This window comes from Ectothiorhodospira shaposhnikovii (genome assembly GCF_022227765.1).
GTDB lineage: Bacteria > Pseudomonadota > Gammaproteobacteria > Ectothiorhodospirales > Ectothiorhodospiraceae > Ectothiorhodospira.
Window position 1 is genome coordinate 124,253 of the sequence record NZ_JAJMLZ010000002.1, and the last position, 17,612, is coordinate 141,864.

16 protein-coding genes are annotated in these 17,612 nt (G+C 67.3%); 8 read left to right on the plus strand and 8 right to left on the minus strand.

What is annotated here, in order from left to right:
- Window positions 1-46 precede the first annotated feature (46 nt).
- From LQD11_RS03180 to LQD11_RS03190, 3 genes are read left to right on the plus strand one after another with little or no spacing between them, the layout of a single operon-like run.
- Window positions 47-829 carry a M90 family metallopeptidase gene (locus LQD11_RS03180; protein WP_238616229.1) on the plus strand — a complete coding sequence of 261 codons (783 nt, stop codon included), beginning with the start codon at window positions 47-49 and terminating at the stop codon, window positions 827-829.
- 3 nt (window positions 830-832) lie between these two features.
- On the plus strand, window positions 833-1,393 hold the full coding sequence (locus LQD11_RS03185) for a DUF2058 family protein (RefSeq protein WP_238616230.1): 561 nt from the start codon (window positions 833-835) through the stop codon (window positions 1,391-1,393).
- 59 nt (window positions 1,394-1,452) lie between these two features.
- A complete protein-coding gene (locus LQD11_RS03190; protein ID WP_238616231.1) occupies window positions 1,453-1,881 on the plus strand; it encodes a flagellar basal body-associated FliL family protein in 429 nt (142 codons plus the stop codon).
- Here LQD11_RS03190 and LQD11_RS03195 read toward each other — a convergent pair.
- Window positions 1,834-3,780 (minus strand): ATP-binding cassette domain-containing protein, encoded by a 1,947-nt coding sequence (locus tag LQD11_RS03195; RefSeq protein WP_238616232.1) that lies wholly within the window; start codon window positions 3,778-3,780, stop codon window positions 1,834-1,836. The genes LQD11_RS03190 and LQD11_RS03195 overlap by 48 nt on opposite strands.
- A gap of 202 nt (window positions 3,781-3,982) precedes the next feature.
- Here LQD11_RS03195 and LQD11_RS03200 point away from each other — a divergent pair, with 202 nt between their 5' ends.
- The gene (locus tag LQD11_RS03200; RefSeq protein ID WP_238616233.1) at window positions 3,983-4,921 is read left to right on the plus strand and encodes a GGDEF domain-containing protein; all 939 of its coding nucleotides are present in this window, start codon (window positions 3,983-3,985) and stop codon (window positions 4,919-4,921) included.
- 6 nt (window positions 4,922-4,927) lie between these two features.
- Here the strand turns inward: LQD11_RS03200 and LQD11_RS03205 are convergent, their stop codons facing one another.
- Window positions 4,928-5,863, minus strand: coding sequence for a hydrogen peroxide-inducible genes activator (locus LQD11_RS03205; RefSeq protein WP_238616234.1), 936 nt, complete (start codon window positions 5,861-5,863; stop codon window positions 4,928-4,930).
- Between the two features lie 145 nt (window positions 5,864-6,008).
- Here LQD11_RS03205 and LQD11_RS03210 point away from each other — a divergent pair, with 145 nt between their 5' ends.
- Complete coding sequence (locus LQD11_RS03210) at window positions 6,009-7,445, plus strand: adenylate/guanylate cyclase domain-containing protein (protein WP_238616235.1); 1,437 nt, start codon at window positions 6,009-6,011, stop codon at window positions 7,443-7,445.
- Window positions 7,442-8,527, plus strand: a complete 1,086-nt coding sequence (locus LQD11_RS03215) for a hypothetical protein (protein ID WP_238616236.1) — start codon at window positions 7,442-7,444, stop codon at window positions 8,525-8,527. Before LQD11_RS03210 ends, LQD11_RS03215 begins: the two co-directional genes overlap by 4 nt.
- Window positions 8,528-8,532: 5 nt before the next feature.
- On the opposite strand, the gene LQD11_RS03220 is transcribed toward LQD11_RS03215, so the two are convergent.
- The 4 genes from LQD11_RS03220 to LQD11_RS03235 all read right to left on the minus strand — a co-directional run bounded on the left by LQD11_RS03220 (window position 8,533) and on the right by LQD11_RS03235 (window position 11,925).
- On the minus strand, window positions 8,533-9,747 hold the full coding sequence (locus tag LQD11_RS03220; RefSeq protein ID WP_238616237.1) for a TraB/GumN family protein: 1,215 nt from the start codon (window positions 9,745-9,747) through the stop codon (window positions 8,533-8,535).
- A 94-nt stretch (window positions 9,748-9,841) separates the two neighbouring features.
- On the minus strand, window positions 9,842-10,822 hold the full coding sequence (locus LQD11_RS03225; protein WP_238616238.1) for a pentapeptide repeat-containing protein: 981 nt from the start codon (window positions 10,820-10,822) through the stop codon (window positions 9,842-9,844).
- 9 nt (window positions 10,823-10,831) lie between these two features.
- Window positions 10,832-11,308 (minus strand): Slp family lipoprotein, encoded by a 477-nt coding sequence (locus LQD11_RS03230; RefSeq protein WP_238616239.1) that lies wholly within the window; start codon window positions 11,306-11,308, stop codon window positions 10,832-10,834.
- A 62-nt stretch (window positions 11,309-11,370) separates the two neighbouring features.
- Entirely contained in the window at window positions 11,371-11,925 is a 555-nt protein-coding gene (locus LQD11_RS03235; RefSeq protein ID WP_238616240.1) for a Slp family lipoprotein, read from the minus strand.
- A gap of 116 nt (window positions 11,926-12,041) precedes the next feature.
- On the opposite strand from LQD11_RS03235, the gene hrpB reads away from it, so the two are divergent.
- Complete coding sequence (gene hrpB, locus LQD11_RS03240) at window positions 12,042-14,543, plus strand: ATP-dependent helicase HrpB (protein WP_238616241.1); 2,502 nt, start codon at window positions 12,042-12,044, stop codon at window positions 14,541-14,543.
- Window positions 14,544-14,551: 8 nt separating this feature from the next.
- Here hrpB and LQD11_RS03245 read toward each other — a convergent pair whose 3' ends face one another.
- Together LQD11_RS03245 and LQD11_RS03250 are read right to left on the minus strand one after the other, a co-directional pair.
- Entirely contained in the window at window positions 14,552-15,409 is an 858-nt protein-coding gene (locus LQD11_RS03245) for an HDOD domain-containing protein (protein WP_238616242.1), read from the minus strand.
- Between the two features lie 67 nt (window positions 15,410-15,476).
- Window positions 15,477-16,733: a response regulator gene (locus LQD11_RS03250; RefSeq protein WP_238616243.1), complete on the minus strand. Its 1,257-nt coding sequence runs from the start codon at window positions 16,731-16,733 to the stop codon at window positions 15,477-15,479.
- A gap of 181 nt (window positions 16,734-16,914) precedes the next feature.
- Between LQD11_RS03250 and LQD11_RS03255 the strand changes: the two genes are divergently transcribed.
- A complete protein-coding gene (locus LQD11_RS03255; protein WP_238616244.1) occupies window positions 16,915-17,610 on the plus strand; it encodes an SDR family oxidoreductase in 696 nt (231 codons plus the stop codon).
- Window positions 17,611-17,612 lie beyond the last annotated feature (2 nt).

Here is a 17,612-nt window from a genome sequence, read left to right on the forward strand (position 1 = left end):
CACGCCATAATCCCCCCTGATCCGCCCCGACCTGGCGCAGCCCCGCATGATCCCCCTGTTCAAATCCTGGCGCAGACACCGCACCCTGGCCCGGGCGCCCATCCCGGACAGCCTCTGGCATGCCGGGCTGGCGGCCCAGCCCATGCTCGTCGGCTTCAATGGTACCGAGCGGGCGGAACTGCGCCGCCTGGCCACCCTGTTCCTGGACGAAAAGCACCTCCATGGCGCCCATGGCCTGGAGATCACGCCCGCCATGGCCCTGCATATCGCCCTGCAGGCGTGCCTGCCCATCCTCCGGCTGGGTATCGACTGGTACGACCAGTGGTCCACCATCATCGTCTATCCGGACGACTTCCTACCCCGACGGGAGATCATGGACGATGACGGCATCCTGCACCTGGACGAGAGCCCCTACAGCGGCGAGGCCTGGGAACGGGGACCGGTGCTGCTATCCTGGGCGGCGATGGCCGCGGGGGAGCCGCTGGCCATTCATGAATTCGTCCATACCCTGGACCTGCGCAACGGCGTGGCTAACGGCATGCCGCCCCTGCACCCGGAAATGTCCATCCAGGACTGGACCCGGGCCATGAGCAGGGCCTACGATGAACTCCATGCCCGGCTGGACCGGGACGAGCCGGTGGAACTGGATCCCTATGCGGCCAGTGATCCGGGTGAATTCTTTGCCGTGATGAGCGAATATTTCTTTGCCGAACCCTGGACCCTGGCGCAATCCTGTCCGGATGTCTACGGGCAATTCCGCCAATTCTACCGTCAGGACCCGTTGGCCAGGCTGCCGCGGGGTCCCGGCATCTTGCACGTTAAGGAGTAAGACATGACCCAGACCCTCCGCGAGCAGTTGCTCCAGGCCGGACTGGTCACCGAAGAACAGGTCAAGCAGGTCGAACAGGCCAAGGCCCCCAAACCCCGTCAGGGCGAACGCGGGGGACCACGCAACGGCAAGCCGGGCAAGGGTGGCGGCCATGGGGCCGGGCCCGGACGCCGGGACCCGCGGACCCGGAACCGCGGGTCCGGCAAGTCCCGGGAGCAGACACCTCCCGGCACCCCCCGAAGACAACAGGCCTCGACGGCGGCACCTCGGGCCGGCGCCGCTCCCGATGCCCGCGCCCTCAAGCAGCAGCTACGGACACTGGTGGCCGCCCATCGGGTGAACAAGGAGGAAGCCGATGTGGCCTATCATTTCCAGGTGGGCACCACCATCAAGCACCTCTACGTGACGGCCGAACAACAAGCGGCCCTGGCGGAGGGGCGGCTGTGCATCGCCTTTCTGGATGGCCGACGCAACCTGCTGCCCGTGGAGCAGGGGCGCGAGATCCTGCGCATCGATCCAAGCCGCACGGTGATCTTTCCCGGCGATGACGACGCCACCCCATGACCCGGCCACTGAATCGACCGGGGCCGGGACCCTCACTGCTCTTCATACAGGCTCAAGACATGCGACGCCAAAGAACCAAGCCGACCGTTTTTCTCACGGCCCTGCTGCTGATCGCCCTGACGGGATGGCACATGACGGCCTGGGCCGCACCCTCCGGCGGGGGAGCCACCTGGCCGGGCTATATCCCCCTGCAGCCGGCCCTGGTGGTGAACCTGGACAACCCCCGGCGGGCCCAGTATCTACAGCTCAATGCCCAGCTCTATGTGGAGACGGCACAGGAGGCCCAACTGGTGGAACACCACATGCCGGTGATCCGGCATCACCTGATCCTGTTCTTCGGCGGCCGCGACCCGGAGCTGGTGCAGACCGCCGCGGCCCGGGAGCAACTGCGTACCGAGGCCCTGGAGACCCTGCGTCGGGTCATGACCGAGCACACCGGCTCACCGGCCGTCAATGGACTTTACTTCACCGGTTTCATCGTGCAGTAGATCCGCAGCCGCCGCCTCAAGGGCCTCGCAGGCCTCCAGCCAGGCGGATTCCACCTCGGCCAGCCGCCGGGCGGTTTCCGCCTGGCGGCCCAGCAATGACTGCAGGCGTTCCCTGGCGGATGCCTCATAGATCGCCGGGTCCGCCAGAGACTGATCCAGGGTCTGCTTTTCCCGCTCCAGGGTTTCGTGTTCCCGCTCCAGGCGCTTCACCTGGTCCCGCAGGGGCTTGAGCCGCTGCCGGAGCGCCGCCTCGTCCCGCTTGCGCGCCTTGCGCGCCGCCGCGCTCTGTTCGCCGCCGGTCTCCCGGGCATCACCGCCCCCCTGGGTTCGCTCCCGGGCCGCCAGCCAATCCCGGTAATCGTCCAGGTCGCCCGCAAAGGTCTGCGCACCGCCATCGGCCACCAGCAGGAATTCATCACAGACACTGCGCAGCATGTGCCGGTCATGGGACACCAGCACCACCGCCCCCTCGAAGTCCTGCAGGGCCTGCTCCAGGGCATGACGCATCTCCATGTCCAGGTGGTTGGTGGGTTCGTCCAGCAACAGCAGGTTGGGTCGCTGCCAGACCAGCAGGGCCAGCACCAACCGGGCCTTTTCCCCGCCGGAGAAAGGTGCCACCGGGGCCAGGGCCTGATCCCCCACGAAACCGAAACCACCCAGAAAATTGCGCAGTTCCTGTTCCCGTATCCGGCTGTCCAGGCGCTGCAGATGCAGCAGGGGGCTGGCCTGGGGATCCAGTTGCTCCAGCTGGTGCTGAGCGAAATATCCCACCGCCAGATCGGGCGCCGGTTCCCGGGTGCCGGTCAGGGGCGCCAGGTCACCGGCCATGATCCGGATCAAGGTGGACTTGCCGGCCCCGTTGGGGCCGAGCAATCCCAGGCGAGCCCCCGGGTGCAGGGAAAATTTCACCGCCTGGATCACCGCCGTCCCGCCGTACCCGCCGGCCACCCGATCCAGCTTCAGCAGGGGATCGGGTAATCGCGCCGGTTCACGAAAGGCAAAGCGAAACGGCGAGTCCGCATGGACCGAGGCCACCCGGGTCATGCGCTCCAGGGCCTTGAGGCGGCTCTGGGCCTGGCGCGCCTTGCTGGCCTTGGCCCGGAATCGGGCCACGAACTTCTCCATGTGCTCGATTTCCCGCTGCTGGCGTTCATGCAGGGCCTGCTGACGGGCAAGGGCCTCGGCGCGGGCCAGTTCGAAGGCGGAGTAGTCGCCGGTGTAGAGCCGGATGCCGCCCTGTTCGATATGGGCCACATGGGTCACCACCCGGTCCAGGAAGTCGCGGTCATGGGAGATCAGCAGCAACGTGCCCGGATAGGCGGCCAGCCATTGTTCCAGCCACAGCACCGCCTCCAGATCCAGATGGTTGGTGGGTTCGTCCAGCAACAGCAGGTCCGACCGGCACATGAGGGCGCGGCCCAGGTTCAGGCGCATGCGCCAGCCGCCGGAAAAGGAAACCATGGGACGCCGTTCGTCCCCCGGCTGGAAACCCAGGCCATGGAGCAGCCGGCTGGCCCGGCTTTCCGCGGTCCAGGCGTCAATGGCGTCCAGACGGGCATGCAGTTCCCCCACCCGGGTGCCCTCCCCGGCGGCCTGCGCCCGAGCCAGTTCCTCCTGTAGTCGACGCAACTCGCCGTCACCGTCCATCACGTAATCCAGGGCGCTGCGCTCGCTGCCTTCCACTTCCTGGGCCACATGGGCGATGACCCAGTCCGAGGGCAGACTGCATTCCCCCTGATCGGGGGCCAGTTCCCCCCGCAGCAGGGCAAACAGGCTGGACTTGCCGGTGCCGTTGGCGCCGGTCACGCCCACCCGCCAGCCCGGGTGAATGGTGAGGTCCGCGTCCTGGATCAGGACCCGGGTGCCACGTCGCAGGGAGAGATGTTCGAGTCTGAGCATGGCGACGGAGTGTATCAGTCCGGCCGGGCGGACCGCAGCACGACTTTCCGGCGCCGGTGGGGAAAATCCGGCCCACGGCGGCGTCATTTTTCCGCCACACATCCACCTTTAAAACTCAAGTATATGTTTTTACTTAAAAACAATTAGTGGCATGGAATTCGCTTAACTGTTTGCACAGAGGAACAGCGCCGAGACAGGACCCATGATCCGTCACATCATCCAGGCCCCGATTGAATCCCGCTACCAGGCAGGCAATGCCGTGGTCAAGACCCCGCGTTTCCTGGGTGGCCCCGTCACACCCCCCGGCCCGGCCGAGCTGATCGACACCCCCAGGCTGCTGCACCGGCTGCAGACCACCCTGGACCTGGACGAACTGATGGATATCTTTTCCAACTCCATCGCCTGGCGTATTCCCCACGACGGCCTGACCTTCGACCGCGAAGACCGGGGCATCCATCTGAGCCGTGGGCGCCTGTCCCGGCACAGCTGCCGCTACCACCTGATGGTGGATCAGCATGAACTGGGAGAACTCAGGCTGCTGCGGGGACGCAAGTTCCGGGAATCGGAGCTGGCCGCCCTTGAGGAGGCCCTGACCGCGCTGATCTATCCGCTGCGTAATGCCCTGCTCTATCACGAAGCCCTGCAGGCCGCCCAGACGGACCCGCTCACCGGTCTGCAGAACCGGGCCGCCATGAACCGGGCCGTGGAGCGTGAACTGGCCGTGTGCCGCCGTACCGCGCAGCCCCTGGCCATGCTGGTGCTGGACGTGGACCATTTCAAGCGCATCAATGACCATCACGGCCATCATTCCGGCGATCAAGTGCTGATAGCGGTGGCGCGGCGTCTACAAGAGGTGACCCGCAAGAGCGACATGGTGTTCCGCTTCGGCGGCGAGGAGTTCGTCATCCTGATGGCCGGCACCGACACCCAGGCCGCGGCCCAGGGTGCCGCCCGCGTCCATGAGGCCATCCGCAACCACCCCCTGTCCCTGGGGGACGGGGGCCACGTGGAGGTCACCGCCAGCATCGGCGTGACCGCCTACCGGGAGGAAGATACCCCCCACAGCCTGTTCCAGCGGGCAGACCAGGCCATGTACCGGGCCAAGCAGACCGGCCGCGACCGGATCGAATGGGCGGACTGAGCCGACTCAGGCGACGCCCCTGATACGCTCCAGGCAGGGCACATGGGTCTCCAGGATGGCCTGCCGGATCACCTCGATGGCACGCGGGCGCGGGAAACTGCTACGCCAAGCCAGGGCCACCTGGCGCTCGGGTACGGGGTCATTGAAACGCCGGATGGCCAGCAGGTGCTGGGCATAGCGATCGGCCCCCGCCGCTGAACAGGGCAGGATGGTGACCCCCATGCCGGTCACCACCATGTGACGAATGGTTTCCAGGGAACTGCCCTCCACCGAATGCTGAATGCGGTTGCCCGACGTCACCGCGGAATGACAGGCGGGACAGGCTCGCAGCACCTGCTCCCGGAAACAGTGCCCCGCTCCCAGCAGCAGCAGGTTCTCCTCGGCCAGTTCATCAATGTCCAGCTTCTGCCGGCGGGCCAGCGGATGATCCGCCGGCAGCACGGCGACAAAGGGCTCGGCATACAGGGGCAGGGTCACCACCCCCGGCTGCTCGAAGGGCAGCGCCACGATAATGGCGTCCAGATCCCCCTGCCGAAGTCCCTCGGCCAGCCGGGAGGTATAGTTTTCCTCGATGATCAGGGGCAGTTGCGGCGCCCGACGGTGCACCTCCGGCACCAGATGGGGGAGCAGATAGGGGCCGACGGTATGGATGGCGCCCAGGCGCAGGGGCCCGGCCAGCTGATCCTTGCCTTGGCGGGCCAGATCCACCAGGGTATCCACCTCCTCCAGGATGCGCTGGGCCTGCTGTACCACTTCCTCGCCCACCGGCGTGATGGACACCTCGGTCTTGCTGCGTTCGAACAGCATCACCCCCAGTTCCTCCTCCAGCTTCTTCACCGCCACGCTCAGGGTCGGCTGGCTCACATGACAGGCCTCGGCGGCCCGGCCAAAGTGCCGCTCCCGTGCCACCGCCACGATGTAACGCAATTCTGTCAGGGTCATGAGATCATCCCGTCATTGATCAACCAGGGGCGTCGCTGCTGCTCCCCGAGTGTAACCCAGCGCATCGGCAAGTCATCCTGTCCGGAACAAAACCCGTGATATCATCACGCCATCCATACCGCCACCCCATGCATCCGAGACCGCCATGGCATCTCCCCTCCTCAGGCTGAGGCGCCATCTCACCGCATATCGGCCGGCTCACCTGCCGGTTGCCCACAAGCTTGGCCTGAGCATTTCGCTGCTGATCATCGGTTGCGTGACCCTGCTCGGTCTGGTGATCATCAACCAGCAGAGCCGGCTGCTCCATGAACAGATGGACGGCTTCGGCCAGGCCATGGTGGAACAGCTGGCGGCAACCTCCAGGGAACTGGTGCTGGCCGATGACAGCCTGGCCCTGAATGCCCTGATCATCAATCTGGCCGGCAGCCCCAGAGTCATGGGAGCCGCCGTCTACCATCGCGACGGTCATCCCCTGGCCCGTTCGGGACTGGTCCCGGAGACATTGGACCAGCCGGTGGCGCCCCCCCATCACCCCCAGGTCTCCGGTTATGCGGGCGACATCCGGTTTCAGGATGTCCGTCTGGGCAGCGCGGTGGTGACCCTCAGCCAGGTGGAACAGTACACCGCCGTCCGCCATGCCGTCACCGCCATCGCGCTCTCCACCCTAATCATCAGTCTGCTGGCCGGGATTGCCGCCTTTCTCATGGGCAAGCACCTCTCCCGCCCCATCGACCAACTGATGCTCGCCACCCGGGCCATCGGCGCCGGTGATTACCGCTATCGGCTGGAAACCCGACGCCGGGACGAGATCGGACAACTGATGACGGCCTTCAACCGGATGGCCCGGGGACTGGAGGAAAAATCCCAAGTGGAAGGGGCGCTGAGCCGCTATGTCTCGGTCGGCGTGGCGCGCAAGATCATGAACAATCTGGATCAACTGGAACTGGGCGGCCATCAGGTGGAAGCTTCCGTACTGTTTGCCGACATTGCCGGCTTCACCTCCCTGTCCGAGCAGCTGCCGCCCGATCAGGTGGCACGACTGCTGAACGAGTATTTCAGCTACGTGAGTCGCATCGCCCATTGCTACCGGGGTACCATCGACAAATTCCTGGGTGATGGGGTGATGGTGGTGTTCGGTGTCACCGAGGAAGACCCGGACCACCGTTTCCATGCCATCGCCTGCGGGGTGATGCTGCAGCGACTGGTATCCCGGCTGAACCGGATACGGGTCGCCGCCGGTCAGTTGCCGGTGCGCTTCCGGGTGGGCGTGAACAGTGGTCTCATGCTGGCGGGCAACATGGGGGCGGACGATCGCATGCAGTACACGGTGGTGGGGGACACGGTCAATCTGGCGGCTCGCCTGATGGGTTCGGGAGACCCGGGGCAGATCATCATCCCCGCGGCCCTGATGGAGGACACCGAGCTGGCAAGGGCCCTCCACACCCGACCCCATGGCTATCTGTCCCTGCGCGGGAAGGAGGCCCCGGTCAATACCTGCGTGGTCGAGGACGTGAGCGAACCCCATCGCCCGCTGATGGAACGTCATATCCATGCGCTGATCACCGGGGAATCCCCCTCATGACCCTGCTACGGACCCTCGTGACGTTGCTGCTTGCCCTGGGCCTGACGGGTTGCGCCATCGTGCTGGTCCAGCCCTACAGCCCCGAGCAACGCCTGCAACTGGCCCTGCAACGGGGCGACATCGTCCTGGTGCGGGAGATCATGGCCGTCCTGCCGGCGGACGAGGATGATGCCGACCGGGCCGCCCTGCGGGCCTGGCTGGAGCGGGCCGAACGACACGTGGAGCAGGCCATGCTGATGCAGGCGGCCGGACACCTGCGGCGGGAACAGTGGACCCAGGCCCAGGCAAGTTACGACCATGGGCTGGCGGTGCGCCCCGACAGCGAGATCCTCAAGGCGGCCCGGGCCCGTGCCATCAAGGAACAGCAGGAGCATCTCCAGCACCTGCGGGTCAGACTGCTGCTGTCCCAGGGGCGCGCCCTGACCACCCTCACCCCCCTCTATGCGCAGGTCCTGAGGGCCGATCCCGAAGACCCGTCGATACGACAGGCACTGGCGCAGGCACAACAGGATACCGGACAGGTGGCCGAGGGCCTGCTGCAACTGGGCCTGTCCGCCATGGACGAAGCGGATCTTGCCCTTGCGGTGGAAGCCCTGAGCCTGTCCCAGGCCCTGGTTCCCGACGCAACGGCGGAAGCGGCGCTGCAGTCGGCCCAGGCCGCACAGACCCGGCAACAGGCCCTTGAGCGGCGGGCCCACCAAGCCCAGTTGCAGGCCCAATGGGCACAACGCACCCAAGTGCTGTTCAGCAATTTCGAGGGTGCAATGGAAGCCGGCGACCTGCCCGCGGCCCGGCGTCACCTGCTGGCACTGGAACAGGCCCAGCCCCGGGATGCCACGGTGCGACGCCTGCGTCGGGAGCTGGCCAAGGCGGTGGATGCGGAGGTGACCCTGGGACTGGAGACGGGACGGCGCCTGTATCTGGACGGCAAGATCCCGGAAGCCCTGGAAACCTGGCGCAACCTGCTGGAGCTGCGCCCCGACCATCCGGACCTGCAGGCGCACATCAACCGCGCGGAGCGGGCCCTGGAGTCCCTGCGCCGCCTGGAACCCGGCGGCCCCGGGGCCGCCGGCACGCCATAGTCGGGTCAGCTCCCCAGCAAACGCTCGGCGATGCGAAAGCCCGCCGCGTAGGTGCCGATGGCCGAACCCAGGGTCGTGAACAGGAATACCAGCAACACCCGCGAAACCCGGTTCCTCCACCAGCCCCGCAAGTGGGCGGTGTCCTGTCGCAGTCGGGAGAAATCCCCCACCGTGGGCTTGCGCAGGAAGGTTTCCACCGCCGCGGCCACGAAACCGACCCCGATGGTGGGATTGAGGGAGGTGAGCGGCGCGGCCAGGGCGGCCGTGATCACGGTGATCGGATGCCCGCCGGCAATCAGGCCGCCGATGCCGGCCAGGGTGCCGTTGATGAGCACCCAGTCCCTCACCAGCTGCCAGCCCAGATCCGGATTACGGCTGAAACCCAGGATGAAGCCCGATATCACCAGGGCCACGATCAGCCAGGGCAGAACCTTGGGCCACAGGGCGGGGAGGGGCTCCTGATCCAGCCGCTGGATCAGCGCCGCCGGAGATTCAGTGGCGGTGCCGACCAGGGCCTGGCGGATGCCCTGCAGATGACCCGCCCCCACCACGGCCAGGATGTGCCGGTATTGCCCTTCCCGGGCCTCCTGTCGGAGACGGGCGGCCATGTACTCATCCCGTTCCTGGATCAGGGGCGTGTAGAGGGCCCGGGATTCCTCGGCGAACTGGGTGAAGGTGGATTCCAGCACGTCACCCTGCTTGAGGCGCTCGATTTCCTCCTCCGAGATCTTTTCCTTGCTCACCACGCTGGCCATCAGGCCCGTGAACAGGTTCATGCGCCGCCACCAGGGGACGTTGCGGTAGCAGCGCTTGAGGGTGGTGCCCACTTCCCGGTCGATGAGCAGTACGGGCAGGTGAGCGGCACGGGCCTCGTCAATGGCTGCCCGCATCTCGGCACCGGGCTCGATGTCGAACTGCTCTGCCAGGCGCTGCTGATAGGCCCCCAGGGCCAGGCTGGCGGTCACCATGGGGACCTTGCCCTGGCGCAACACCTGGAACAGATTCATCCGCGACAGGGCGTCCGGATCCAGAATGGCATGATGGCGACTGGGACACAGCTCCACCGCCACCGCATCGAAATCCCCGCTCCGCAGCAACCGGCTCACGGTATCGGCGGACACCCGGGAGACATGGGCGGTACCCAATACCGTAATCCGGGTACCATCAAGGGTCAGGGTGAACCGGGGTTCATCCGCGGAAGAAGCGACTTGAAGATCCATGCAGGGTGTCCAGGGCGTGAAACGGAAGACGGCCCCGACGGGGCCGGGGTCGTCACCATAGCAGGGTGACCGGGGTTAGACCATCCTCGGCGAGTCAGGGCTCCAGACACGTCCCCACGGAACCGGCGGCACAGATCCTGCCGTCCACCCAGACCGCCCGTCCGAGGTTGGCGCCGGAGAGGTCCGCCCCGCTCAGGTCGGCACCCCGCAGATCGGCATAGCTCAGATCCGCTCCCGTCAGTCGTGCCCGGATCAGGCGGGCCTCCACCAGGATCGCCCCGGTGAGTCGGGCCTCGCTCAGATCCGAGTCCGTGAGGCGGGTCTGGCGCAGGTCGGCATAGCTCAGGTCCGCACCGACCAGGCGGACCTGCTCCAGACGCCCGGCAAGCAGGTCCGCATTGCTGAGCACGGCCCCACTCAGGTCGGCCCCGCGCAGGTCGATCCCCACCATGCGGCAATAACTCCAGTTCACCCCGGGCGCGGCGGGGGCCAGACAATCCGGTGGCGGCGGGGGCGGCGCGCGCCCCGACGAAGCCACCCACAGCCCGGCCAGCAGGAGCACTCCCAGCACCCCGCCCACGCCCCAGACCACCCAGGGCCTGGGAGGACGGTCACGGGCAGGTCGTTCCAGAAGCTCCGCCCTTTGCTGGCGGAAACTCAGGATCTCGGCCGGTTCGGGCCGACGGCGATCCTGACTTGCGCGGGCTTCCAGGGGCACCTCGTCCTCCCCTTCCGGCATCTGCGCGCGCCGCTCCCGCAGGCGTTCATCCTCCCGCAGACGGGCCTGCAGGAGCCGCAATCGGCCTTCCGGCGAGTGGGTATCCAGCAATTCCTCGGGCACCAGATGGGGGTGCTCGGCGATGCACTTCCAGTGCTCGCCGTCGGTGCTGATCTGATCCTCGATATCCAGGCGACCCAACAGCAGGTAACGGGATACCAGGCGACCGGGATGGGGACCGCTGACCCGGCCGTCGCGGCGCGTGAACCACAACTGGTGACCACTGTCCTTGGAGGCGTCCATGGGGGAGATATTGACGCCGGAGGCACCGGCAACGCAAGCCGCAAGGCGGCCCATGGGGCCGGGTCAGTTCCTGAAGATCACACCGATGCCGATGTTGAAGCAGGGACCGGCAGGGGCCGGCGCGACCAGTTCCCGGGGCCAGAGGTGGAATTCCTCCACCGCCACAAGGGGATAGAGGTAGGGCGATTCCCCGACCTTGCCCGATACCGTGCCCTCGATCCGGCCGGTCACGGTCAGGCGCCGGCCGGGCTCGAAGTCCACGGTCTCCAGATAGCCGGGAACATGGGCCAGGAACCGGCCCTGGGGCATGCGGGTGGTCGCGGGGCCCTGGCCGCGGTCGAGGGGATAGCCCAGCACCTCGAACTCGGTGACGTCCGCCAGATTGCGGGCATGGACGATGACTCCACCCCACAGCACCCGGGTACCGGCCGGCACCCCGGCATCCCGGACCGCCGCCACCGGTGTCAGGTCGGCATCCACCCCACCGGCATCGAAACGGGGGCCGGTGGCGCAACCGGCAAGGAACAGCAGGAACGACATCGGCAGCCACCACGGGAGCACTCCCCGGGGCGACGTTTTCCTGGCAAGGGCATCATGCATCATCAGTACCGCCATGGCCGGTAATAGGGGTGATGGAAGGGATACCAGGGATCATACAATGGAGAATGGAAGGGTGGCGGATAATGGTAATAGGGATCGCGAACCGGCACCGGCCGCGGGGCCCACAGGTGGGTGCCGATGGTCCGGACCAGGGGGAAGGCATACCGGTACTCACCGATGGGTCGATGCACCACCCCGTCCAGTCGACCGGTGACGGTGAACTCCCTGCCCTCGGCATGGACCACCGGGTCCAGAAAACCCTGGACATGGGCCAGAAAACGCCCCTCGCTCGCATCCACTTCCCGGGGGCGCCCCCGCCCGTCCAGGGGTCTGGCCACCACTTCCACCAGGGTGTGATCCGGACGGTTCTCCACCGCGGCGATCACGCCGCCCCAGCGCACCTCCCGTCCCTGCCAGCCCTCGGGGTCGGCCCGCACCACCGAAAGCACCGGGATCTCATCGGGGACATCGGCAATGGCCGCGGGAGGCCGGGACGCGCAGCCGCTCAGCAGGACACCGCAAAGCAGCAGGACAAACATCCAGATGCCGTATCTCATGGACCTCACCTCACGCACGGGCAATCTCCGCCACGGCCGGCATACCCGGTACAGGCCGACATGGCGTTAGAATCCGTGTTTCCTTCGACAGCCCAGCGGCAGAAACATTCCCCGTCATGCCCCACCCTCCCCAGCCCATTGATACCGTCCTGCCCCAGGTCATGCAGGCCCTTGCCGAGCAGGGTGCCGCCGTGCTGCAGGCCCCGCCGGGGGCCGGCAAGACCACCCGGGTGCCCCTGGCGGCCCTGCATGCCCCCTGGTGCACCGGCACCATCCTGATGCTGCAGCCACGACGGCTGGCCACCCGGGGCGCGGCCCGGTTCATGGCCGAATTGCACGGGGAGGCGGTGGGCGAAACCATCGGCTATCAGACCCGGCTGGAGCGCCACGTCGGTCCCCGCACCCGGGTGCAGGTGATCACCGAAGGCATTCTCACCCGCCGCCTGCAGCAGGACCCCGCCCTGGAGGGGGTGAGCCTGGTGATCTTCGATGAATTCCATGAACGCAACCTGGCTTCGGATCTGGGATTGGCCCTGTGCCTGCAGTCCCGGGGCCTGCTGCGGGAGGATCTGCGAATACTGGTGATGTCCGCCACCCTGGACGTGGCCCCGGTGGCCCGGCTCATGGGCGACGTACCGGTGATCCATAGTGAGGGACGCCGATTCCCGGTGGACATCCGTCACCTGGAACCGTCGCGACGGGGTCATGCCGATCTGGAAGCCCGGATGACCACGACCCTGCGGCAGGTGCTGACGGAGGAAACCGGCAGCGTGCTGGCCTTCCTGCCCGGACAGCGGGAGATCGAGCGGGTGGCCCAGGCCCTGGACGGCACCGACCTGCCCACGGACGTGAACATTCACCCCCTCTACGGCAACCTGCCCCCGGAAGCCCAGCAGGCGGCCATCGCCCCCTGCCCCGCCGGACGCCGCAAGGTGGTGCTCACCACCGACATCGCCGAAACCAGCCTGACCATCGACGGCGTGCGGGTGGTGGTGGACAGCGGCCTGGCCCGGCGGCCCCGGTTCGACCCCGCGTCCGGTCTGACCCGACTGGAGACGGTTCGCATCAGTCGCGCCTCGGCCGTCCAGCGCAGCGGGCGGGCGGGCCGCCTGGAACCGGGCGTGTGCCTGCGCCTGTGGACCACCAGTGACGAAGCCGCCATGCCGGAACACAGTCCGGCGGAGATCCTGGAAGCGGATCTGGCCCCCCTGGCCCTGGAACTGGCCCGCTGGGGCGCCGATGCCGGGGAACTGGCCTGGCTGGACCCGCCGCCGACGGCGGCACTGGCCCAGGGCCGTGATCTGCTGCAGAGACTGGGGGCGCTGGACGATGACGGACGCCTGACCGCCCACGGCGAGGCCATCGCCGCCCTGGGGACCCATCCCAGGCTCGCTCATCTGATGCTCGGTGGTCGCCGTCTGGGACTGGACACCCTGGCCTGCCGGTTGGCGGCCCTGCTGGAGGAACGGGACATTCTCGGCGGCCTGGACGGCCCCGCCGAGGCGGACGTGCACCTGCGACTGGAAGCCCTGGAGGGTCGCGGCGTGCCCGGTCACCGGGTCCACCGGGGTAGTCGGGAACGGGTGCTGCGACAGGCCCGGCGCTTTGCCGCCGCCCTGGCGCGCCGCCCCTCGCCCCCGTCCGAGGGGCTGGCCCCGCCCCGGGAACCCGCCGGACTGCTGCTGGCGCTGGCCTATCCGGACCGGATCGGACAACGTCGTCCCGGCGGCGAGGCCCGTTACCGGCTCTCGGGAGGGCGCGGGGCCGCCTTCAGTCGCCATGAATCCCTCTCCGGCCAGGAATGGATCGTGGTCCCCAACCTGGACGGTGCCGGACGGGAGGCACGGATCTTTCTGGCCGCGACGCTGGACCGGCAGGACCTGGAGGTCCATCTGGCCCGGCTCATGGAGCGACGGCAACAGGTGGTCTGGGACGGCCGGGCCGGGGCCGTCACTGCGCGGCAGGACATCCGCCTGGGGGCACTGACCCTGGAGACCCGACCGCTGTCATCACCGGACCCGGAGCGGATCCGCGCCGCCCTGCTGGAGGGCATCCGGGACACGGGACTGGCCTGTCTGCCCTGGAGCCGGGACACGCAAGGGCTGCGGGAACGGGTGAACTTTCTGCACCGAACCTTGGGACCCCCCTGGCCGGATCTGTCGGACGCGGTCCTGCTGCAAGGCCTGGAAGATTGGCTGGGGCCCTGGCTGGAGGGCATGAGCCGGCTGACCCACCTGGACCGCCTGGACCTGACGGCCATCCTGCGCGGCTGCCTGGACTGGCCGCTGCCCCAGGAACTGGACCGGCTGGCCCCCACCCACCTGTCTCTGCCGGGGGGACAGCGGGTCAGGCTGGATTACGGCCAGGGGGAGGTGCCGGTGCTGGCGGCCCGCCTGCAATGGCTGTTCGGCATGAGGGAAACCCCCTGCATCGCCGGCGGCCGGGTCCCGCTGCTGGTGCATGTCCTGTCGCCGGCCCAGCGACCGGTCCAGATCACCCGCGACCTAGCCGGTTTCTGGACACGGACCTATCCGGACGTGAAGAAGGATCTGAAGGGACGCTATCCCAAACACGCCTGGCCGGACGATCCCCTGGCAGAGATCCCGGGCCGGCGCTGAACAACGGGTCAGGACGGGTGCAGGACCAGGGCCTCCACCTCCACCACCTGCTGCTGGGCCCGTTCGATGAGGGAGCGCACCACGCCGGGTTCCAGACCGACCCGCTCCCAGACCCGGGGGTCGATCGGTGGGGCATCGCCGGGGTCCTGGGTATCCAACTCGGCCATGTGGGCCACGCTGTTGGCAATGTGGACCAGGGCCACCTCCACGGGATGATCCGTGGCATTCATGGGTTCGTGGTGATAGCGGATGCAGTCCTGAAGCTTTTGCGGCAGATTGAGGCGGGCCGCCAGCGCCCCACCCACCTGGGCGTGATCATGACCGAGGATCTTGCGCTCGGCTTCGTGGGGCGGCAGGGTACTCAAATGCTGCAGACCCAGCAGGAAGGCCTCATGGGCCTCGTCCGGCTCCCGATTGAAGATCAGCAACCGGCCGATGTCATGGAGCAGGCCGGCGATGAACATGGACTCGCCGTGACGCAGGTTCAGGTCTTCGGCCAGGATCCGGGCGATGAGGCCGCAATAGACACTGTGCCGCCAGAAGGCCTCCATGGACATGAGTTCGTTGGGGATGCGGTCAAAGGCCCGGCCCACGCTGGTGGCCAGCACCAGATCCCGGATCTGGGAGGTCCCGATCACCGCCACGGCGCGGGTGATGGTCTCCACCCGATGGGACAGACCGTAGAAGGGACTGTTGGCCAGTTGCAGCAGACGAATGGTCAGGGCCGGGTCCTGGCTGATCAGGCGGCCGATATCCGCCGCCGTGCTGTCCGGGTCATTGACCATGGCATTCAGGCGCACCGCCACCGCTGGCAACGAGACCAGTCCCGTGGCTTCTTCCACCAGTTGTTCGATGCTCAGTGACATGCTCACCCCCGCCGTGGTTGCCCACCTATCATACACCCGGGAACCCGGGCCGCCATGTCGGCATCGCTCATCCCAGCAGGGTCCCCAGCCAGAATGCCAGACCCAGCGCCGCAAGGCCCCCCACCGAAACGATCAACCAAAGCCGGCGGCGCCGGGCACGGCTGCGCTCCTCTTCCCACCGCGCCACCGATTCCGCACCCTTGCGATCGCTTCTAGAGGTCTCCCCCATGCCGGCGGAGGGCGTGGGGGCCGGTTGTTCGGCGCCCGCCGACGGCGAAGCCTCCGCCGGCGCCCGGGGAGCCGCTTCGGCGACCTGGGTCATGACCTGAGCCAGCCGCGCCTCCAGTTGCCGACAACGTTCCTCCAGCTGCTGCTCCCGCTCCCTGTGGGCGCCGCGCAACCGCCCCGCATCCGCCCGGGCCTCGTGCACTTCCTGATGGGCGGCGGCCAGCGCCTGTTCCAGCTCTTCCAGACGGCGGCTGACACTCAGTAGCTCGTCCTCCGCCTGCAGACGGGCCAGTTCCTCCGCCTTGATCCGGGCTTCCTGATTGCGTGCCTGACGATCGGGGCCATCCCCTCGCCCGCGGGCCTGAGCCAGTTCCGTGGCCGCCTGCTCCAGGTCCCGGTTCAGACCCTGGATACGCGCCTCCAGCTCGTTGTTGCGGGCCTGCTGCTGTTCCAGCGCCGCCGCCAATCGCTGCTCACCGGCACGGGCCGTGGTCAGGGCCTGTTCCTGCTGCTTCAGACGCACCTGCATTTCCCGTTCATCCGAGGTCTGCTGACGCAGCATCAGCTCGGTGCGCACCTGCTTGAGTTCCTTCTCCAGCTGGTCCCGCGCCTTGAGCGCCGCCGCGGCCTGACTCAGGGCCTGAGACAGCTGATCACGCAGGGACTGCAGTTCCCCCGCCGGGGCCGGCGCGACCGCCGGGGAGGGAGCCCCCAATAGTCGCTCCGTGAGCTTGAGCACTTCCTCGCCACGAAACGGCTTTTTCAGCATCTCGTCGGCGCCATGCTCGCGGACCCGTTGCGCGGTGCCCACGTCATCCTCGTTGCCGGTCACCACCACCACCGGCAGCTTCCGGATATGCGCATCCTCGCAGTCACGCACCCGCTTGAGCAGGCCGTAACCGTCCAGTCCCGGCATGGACAGATCGGTGAAGATAGCGGCGATGGCGGGTTCGCCCCGCAGCAGGCGCCAGGCCGCCTCCCCGTCCTCGGCCTCAAGGACTTGATAACGGGTATTGAGAATCTTGTTCAATGCCTGTCGCATGACCCTGGAATCATCCACGACCAGAATCGTGACTGCATGCGCTGATGAACCCATCGATCCTTTCTCCTGCCCGACATGAGCATTGCTGTTGTTTTAACGGTTGAGTGTAGCGCCTGACACCCCGGGTTGCCCTTCGACTGGTCAGTGCACGGCCTCCTTCCGTCGGTCGCTTGATCCCTTGCGGCACTCAAGCCATTATCGGTCAGGTCATTTTCGTGCTGAAGGAGAAACCGGCATGACGGAAACCGTCGTCATCACGGGTGCCAATCGGGGCATCGGACTGATGTTTGCACAGCAGTACGCCGAGGCGGGCGCCCGGGTGCTGGCCGCCTGTCGCCACCCGGAGCAGGCCCGGGAGCTGAGCCGACTGGCCGCCAAGACCCGGGGCCGGGTCAGCGTACACCCCCTGGATGTCACCAATCCGGCACAGATCCAGGCGCTGGCGGGCATCCTGACGGATACGCCGGTGGACATCCTGATCAACAATGCCGGCAGCTATGGTCCCGCGAGTGCCTTCGGCGACACGGACGTGGAAGGGTGGCTGGAGACCTTCCGGATCAATACCGTGGCACCGCTGAAGATCATGGAGGCCCTGGTGGAGCCGGTGGCCTCCGGCCGGCGACGCCTGATGGTGAACATCTCCAGCAAGATGGGCAGCATGGCGGACAACGGTTCCGGCGGTTCCTACATCTACCGTTCCACCAAGGCGGCCCTGAATGCCATCACCGTCAGTGCGGCACGCGACCTCGGGGCGCGGGGCATCACGGTGGTGGCCCTGCACCCCGGCTGGGTGCGGACGGACATGGGCGGCCCCGATGCGGAGATCACCACGGAGCAGAGCGTGACCGCCATGCGTCAGACCATCAGCCATCTCACCCTGGTGGACAGCGGCCGGTTCATCGACATCGACGGCAGCGACATCCCCTGGTGACC

What these genes read in the sequence shown, in the direction of transcription:
- LQD11_RS03180 (WP_238616229.1), top strand. Translation starts at nt 47, where the DNA reads ATGATCCCCCTGTTCAAATCCTGGCGCAGACACCGCACCCTGGCCCGG.
- LQD11_RS03185 (WP_238616230.1), top strand. Translation starts at nt 833, where the DNA reads ATGACCCAGACCCTCCGCGAGCAGTTGCTCCAGGCCGGACTGGTCACC.
- LQD11_RS03190 (WP_238616231.1), top strand. Translation starts at nt 1,453, where the DNA reads ATGCGACGCCAAAGAACCAAGCCGACCGTTTTTCTCACGGCCCTGCTG.
- LQD11_RS03195 (WP_238616232.1), bottom strand. Translation starts at nt 3,780, where the DNA reads ATGCTCAGACTCGAACATCTCTCCCTGCGACGTGGCACCCGGGTCCTG.
- LQD11_RS03200 (WP_238616233.1), top strand. Translation starts at nt 3,983, where the DNA reads ATGATCCGTCACATCATCCAGGCCCCGATTGAATCCCGCTACCAGGCA.
- LQD11_RS03205 (WP_238616234.1), bottom strand. Translation starts at nt 5,863, where the DNA reads ATGACCCTGACAGAATTGCGTTACATCGTGGCGGTGGCACGGGAGCGG.
- LQD11_RS03210 (WP_238616235.1), top strand. Translation starts at nt 6,009, where the DNA reads ATGGCATCTCCCCTCCTCAGGCTGAGGCGCCATCTCACCGCATATCGG.
- LQD11_RS03215 (WP_238616236.1), top strand. Translation starts at nt 7,442, where the DNA reads ATGACCCTGCTACGGACCCTCGTGACGTTGCTGCTTGCCCTGGGCCTG.
- LQD11_RS03220 (WP_238616237.1), bottom strand. Translation starts at nt 9,747, where the DNA reads ATGGATCTTCAAGTCGCTTCTTCCGCGGATGAACCCCGGTTCACCCTG.
- LQD11_RS03225 (WP_238616238.1), bottom strand. Translation starts at nt 10,822, where the DNA reads ATGGGCCGCCTTGCGGCTTGCGTTGCCGGTGCCTCCGGCGTCAATATC.
- LQD11_RS03230 (WP_238616239.1), bottom strand. Translation starts at nt 11,308, where the DNA reads ATGTCGTTCCTGCTGTTCCTTGCCGGTTGCGCCACCGGCCCCCGTTTC.
- LQD11_RS03235 (WP_238616240.1), bottom strand. Translation starts at nt 11,925, where the DNA reads ATGAGATACGGCATCTGGATGTTTGTCCTGCTGCTTTGCGGTGTCCTG.
- hrpB (WP_238616241.1), top strand. Translation starts at nt 12,042, where the DNA reads ATGCCCCACCCTCCCCAGCCCATTGATACCGTCCTGCCCCAGGTCATG.
- LQD11_RS03245 (WP_238616242.1), bottom strand. Translation starts at nt 15,409, where the DNA reads ATGTCACTGAGCATCGAACAACTGGTGGAAGAAGCCACGGGACTGGTC.
- LQD11_RS03250 (WP_238616243.1), bottom strand. Translation starts at nt 16,733, where the DNA reads ATGGGTTCATCAGCGCATGCAGTCACGATTCTGGTCGTGGATGATTCC.
- LQD11_RS03255 (WP_238616244.1), top strand. Translation starts at nt 16,915, where the DNA reads ATGACGGAAACCGTCGTCATCACGGGTGCCAATCGGGGCATCGGACTG.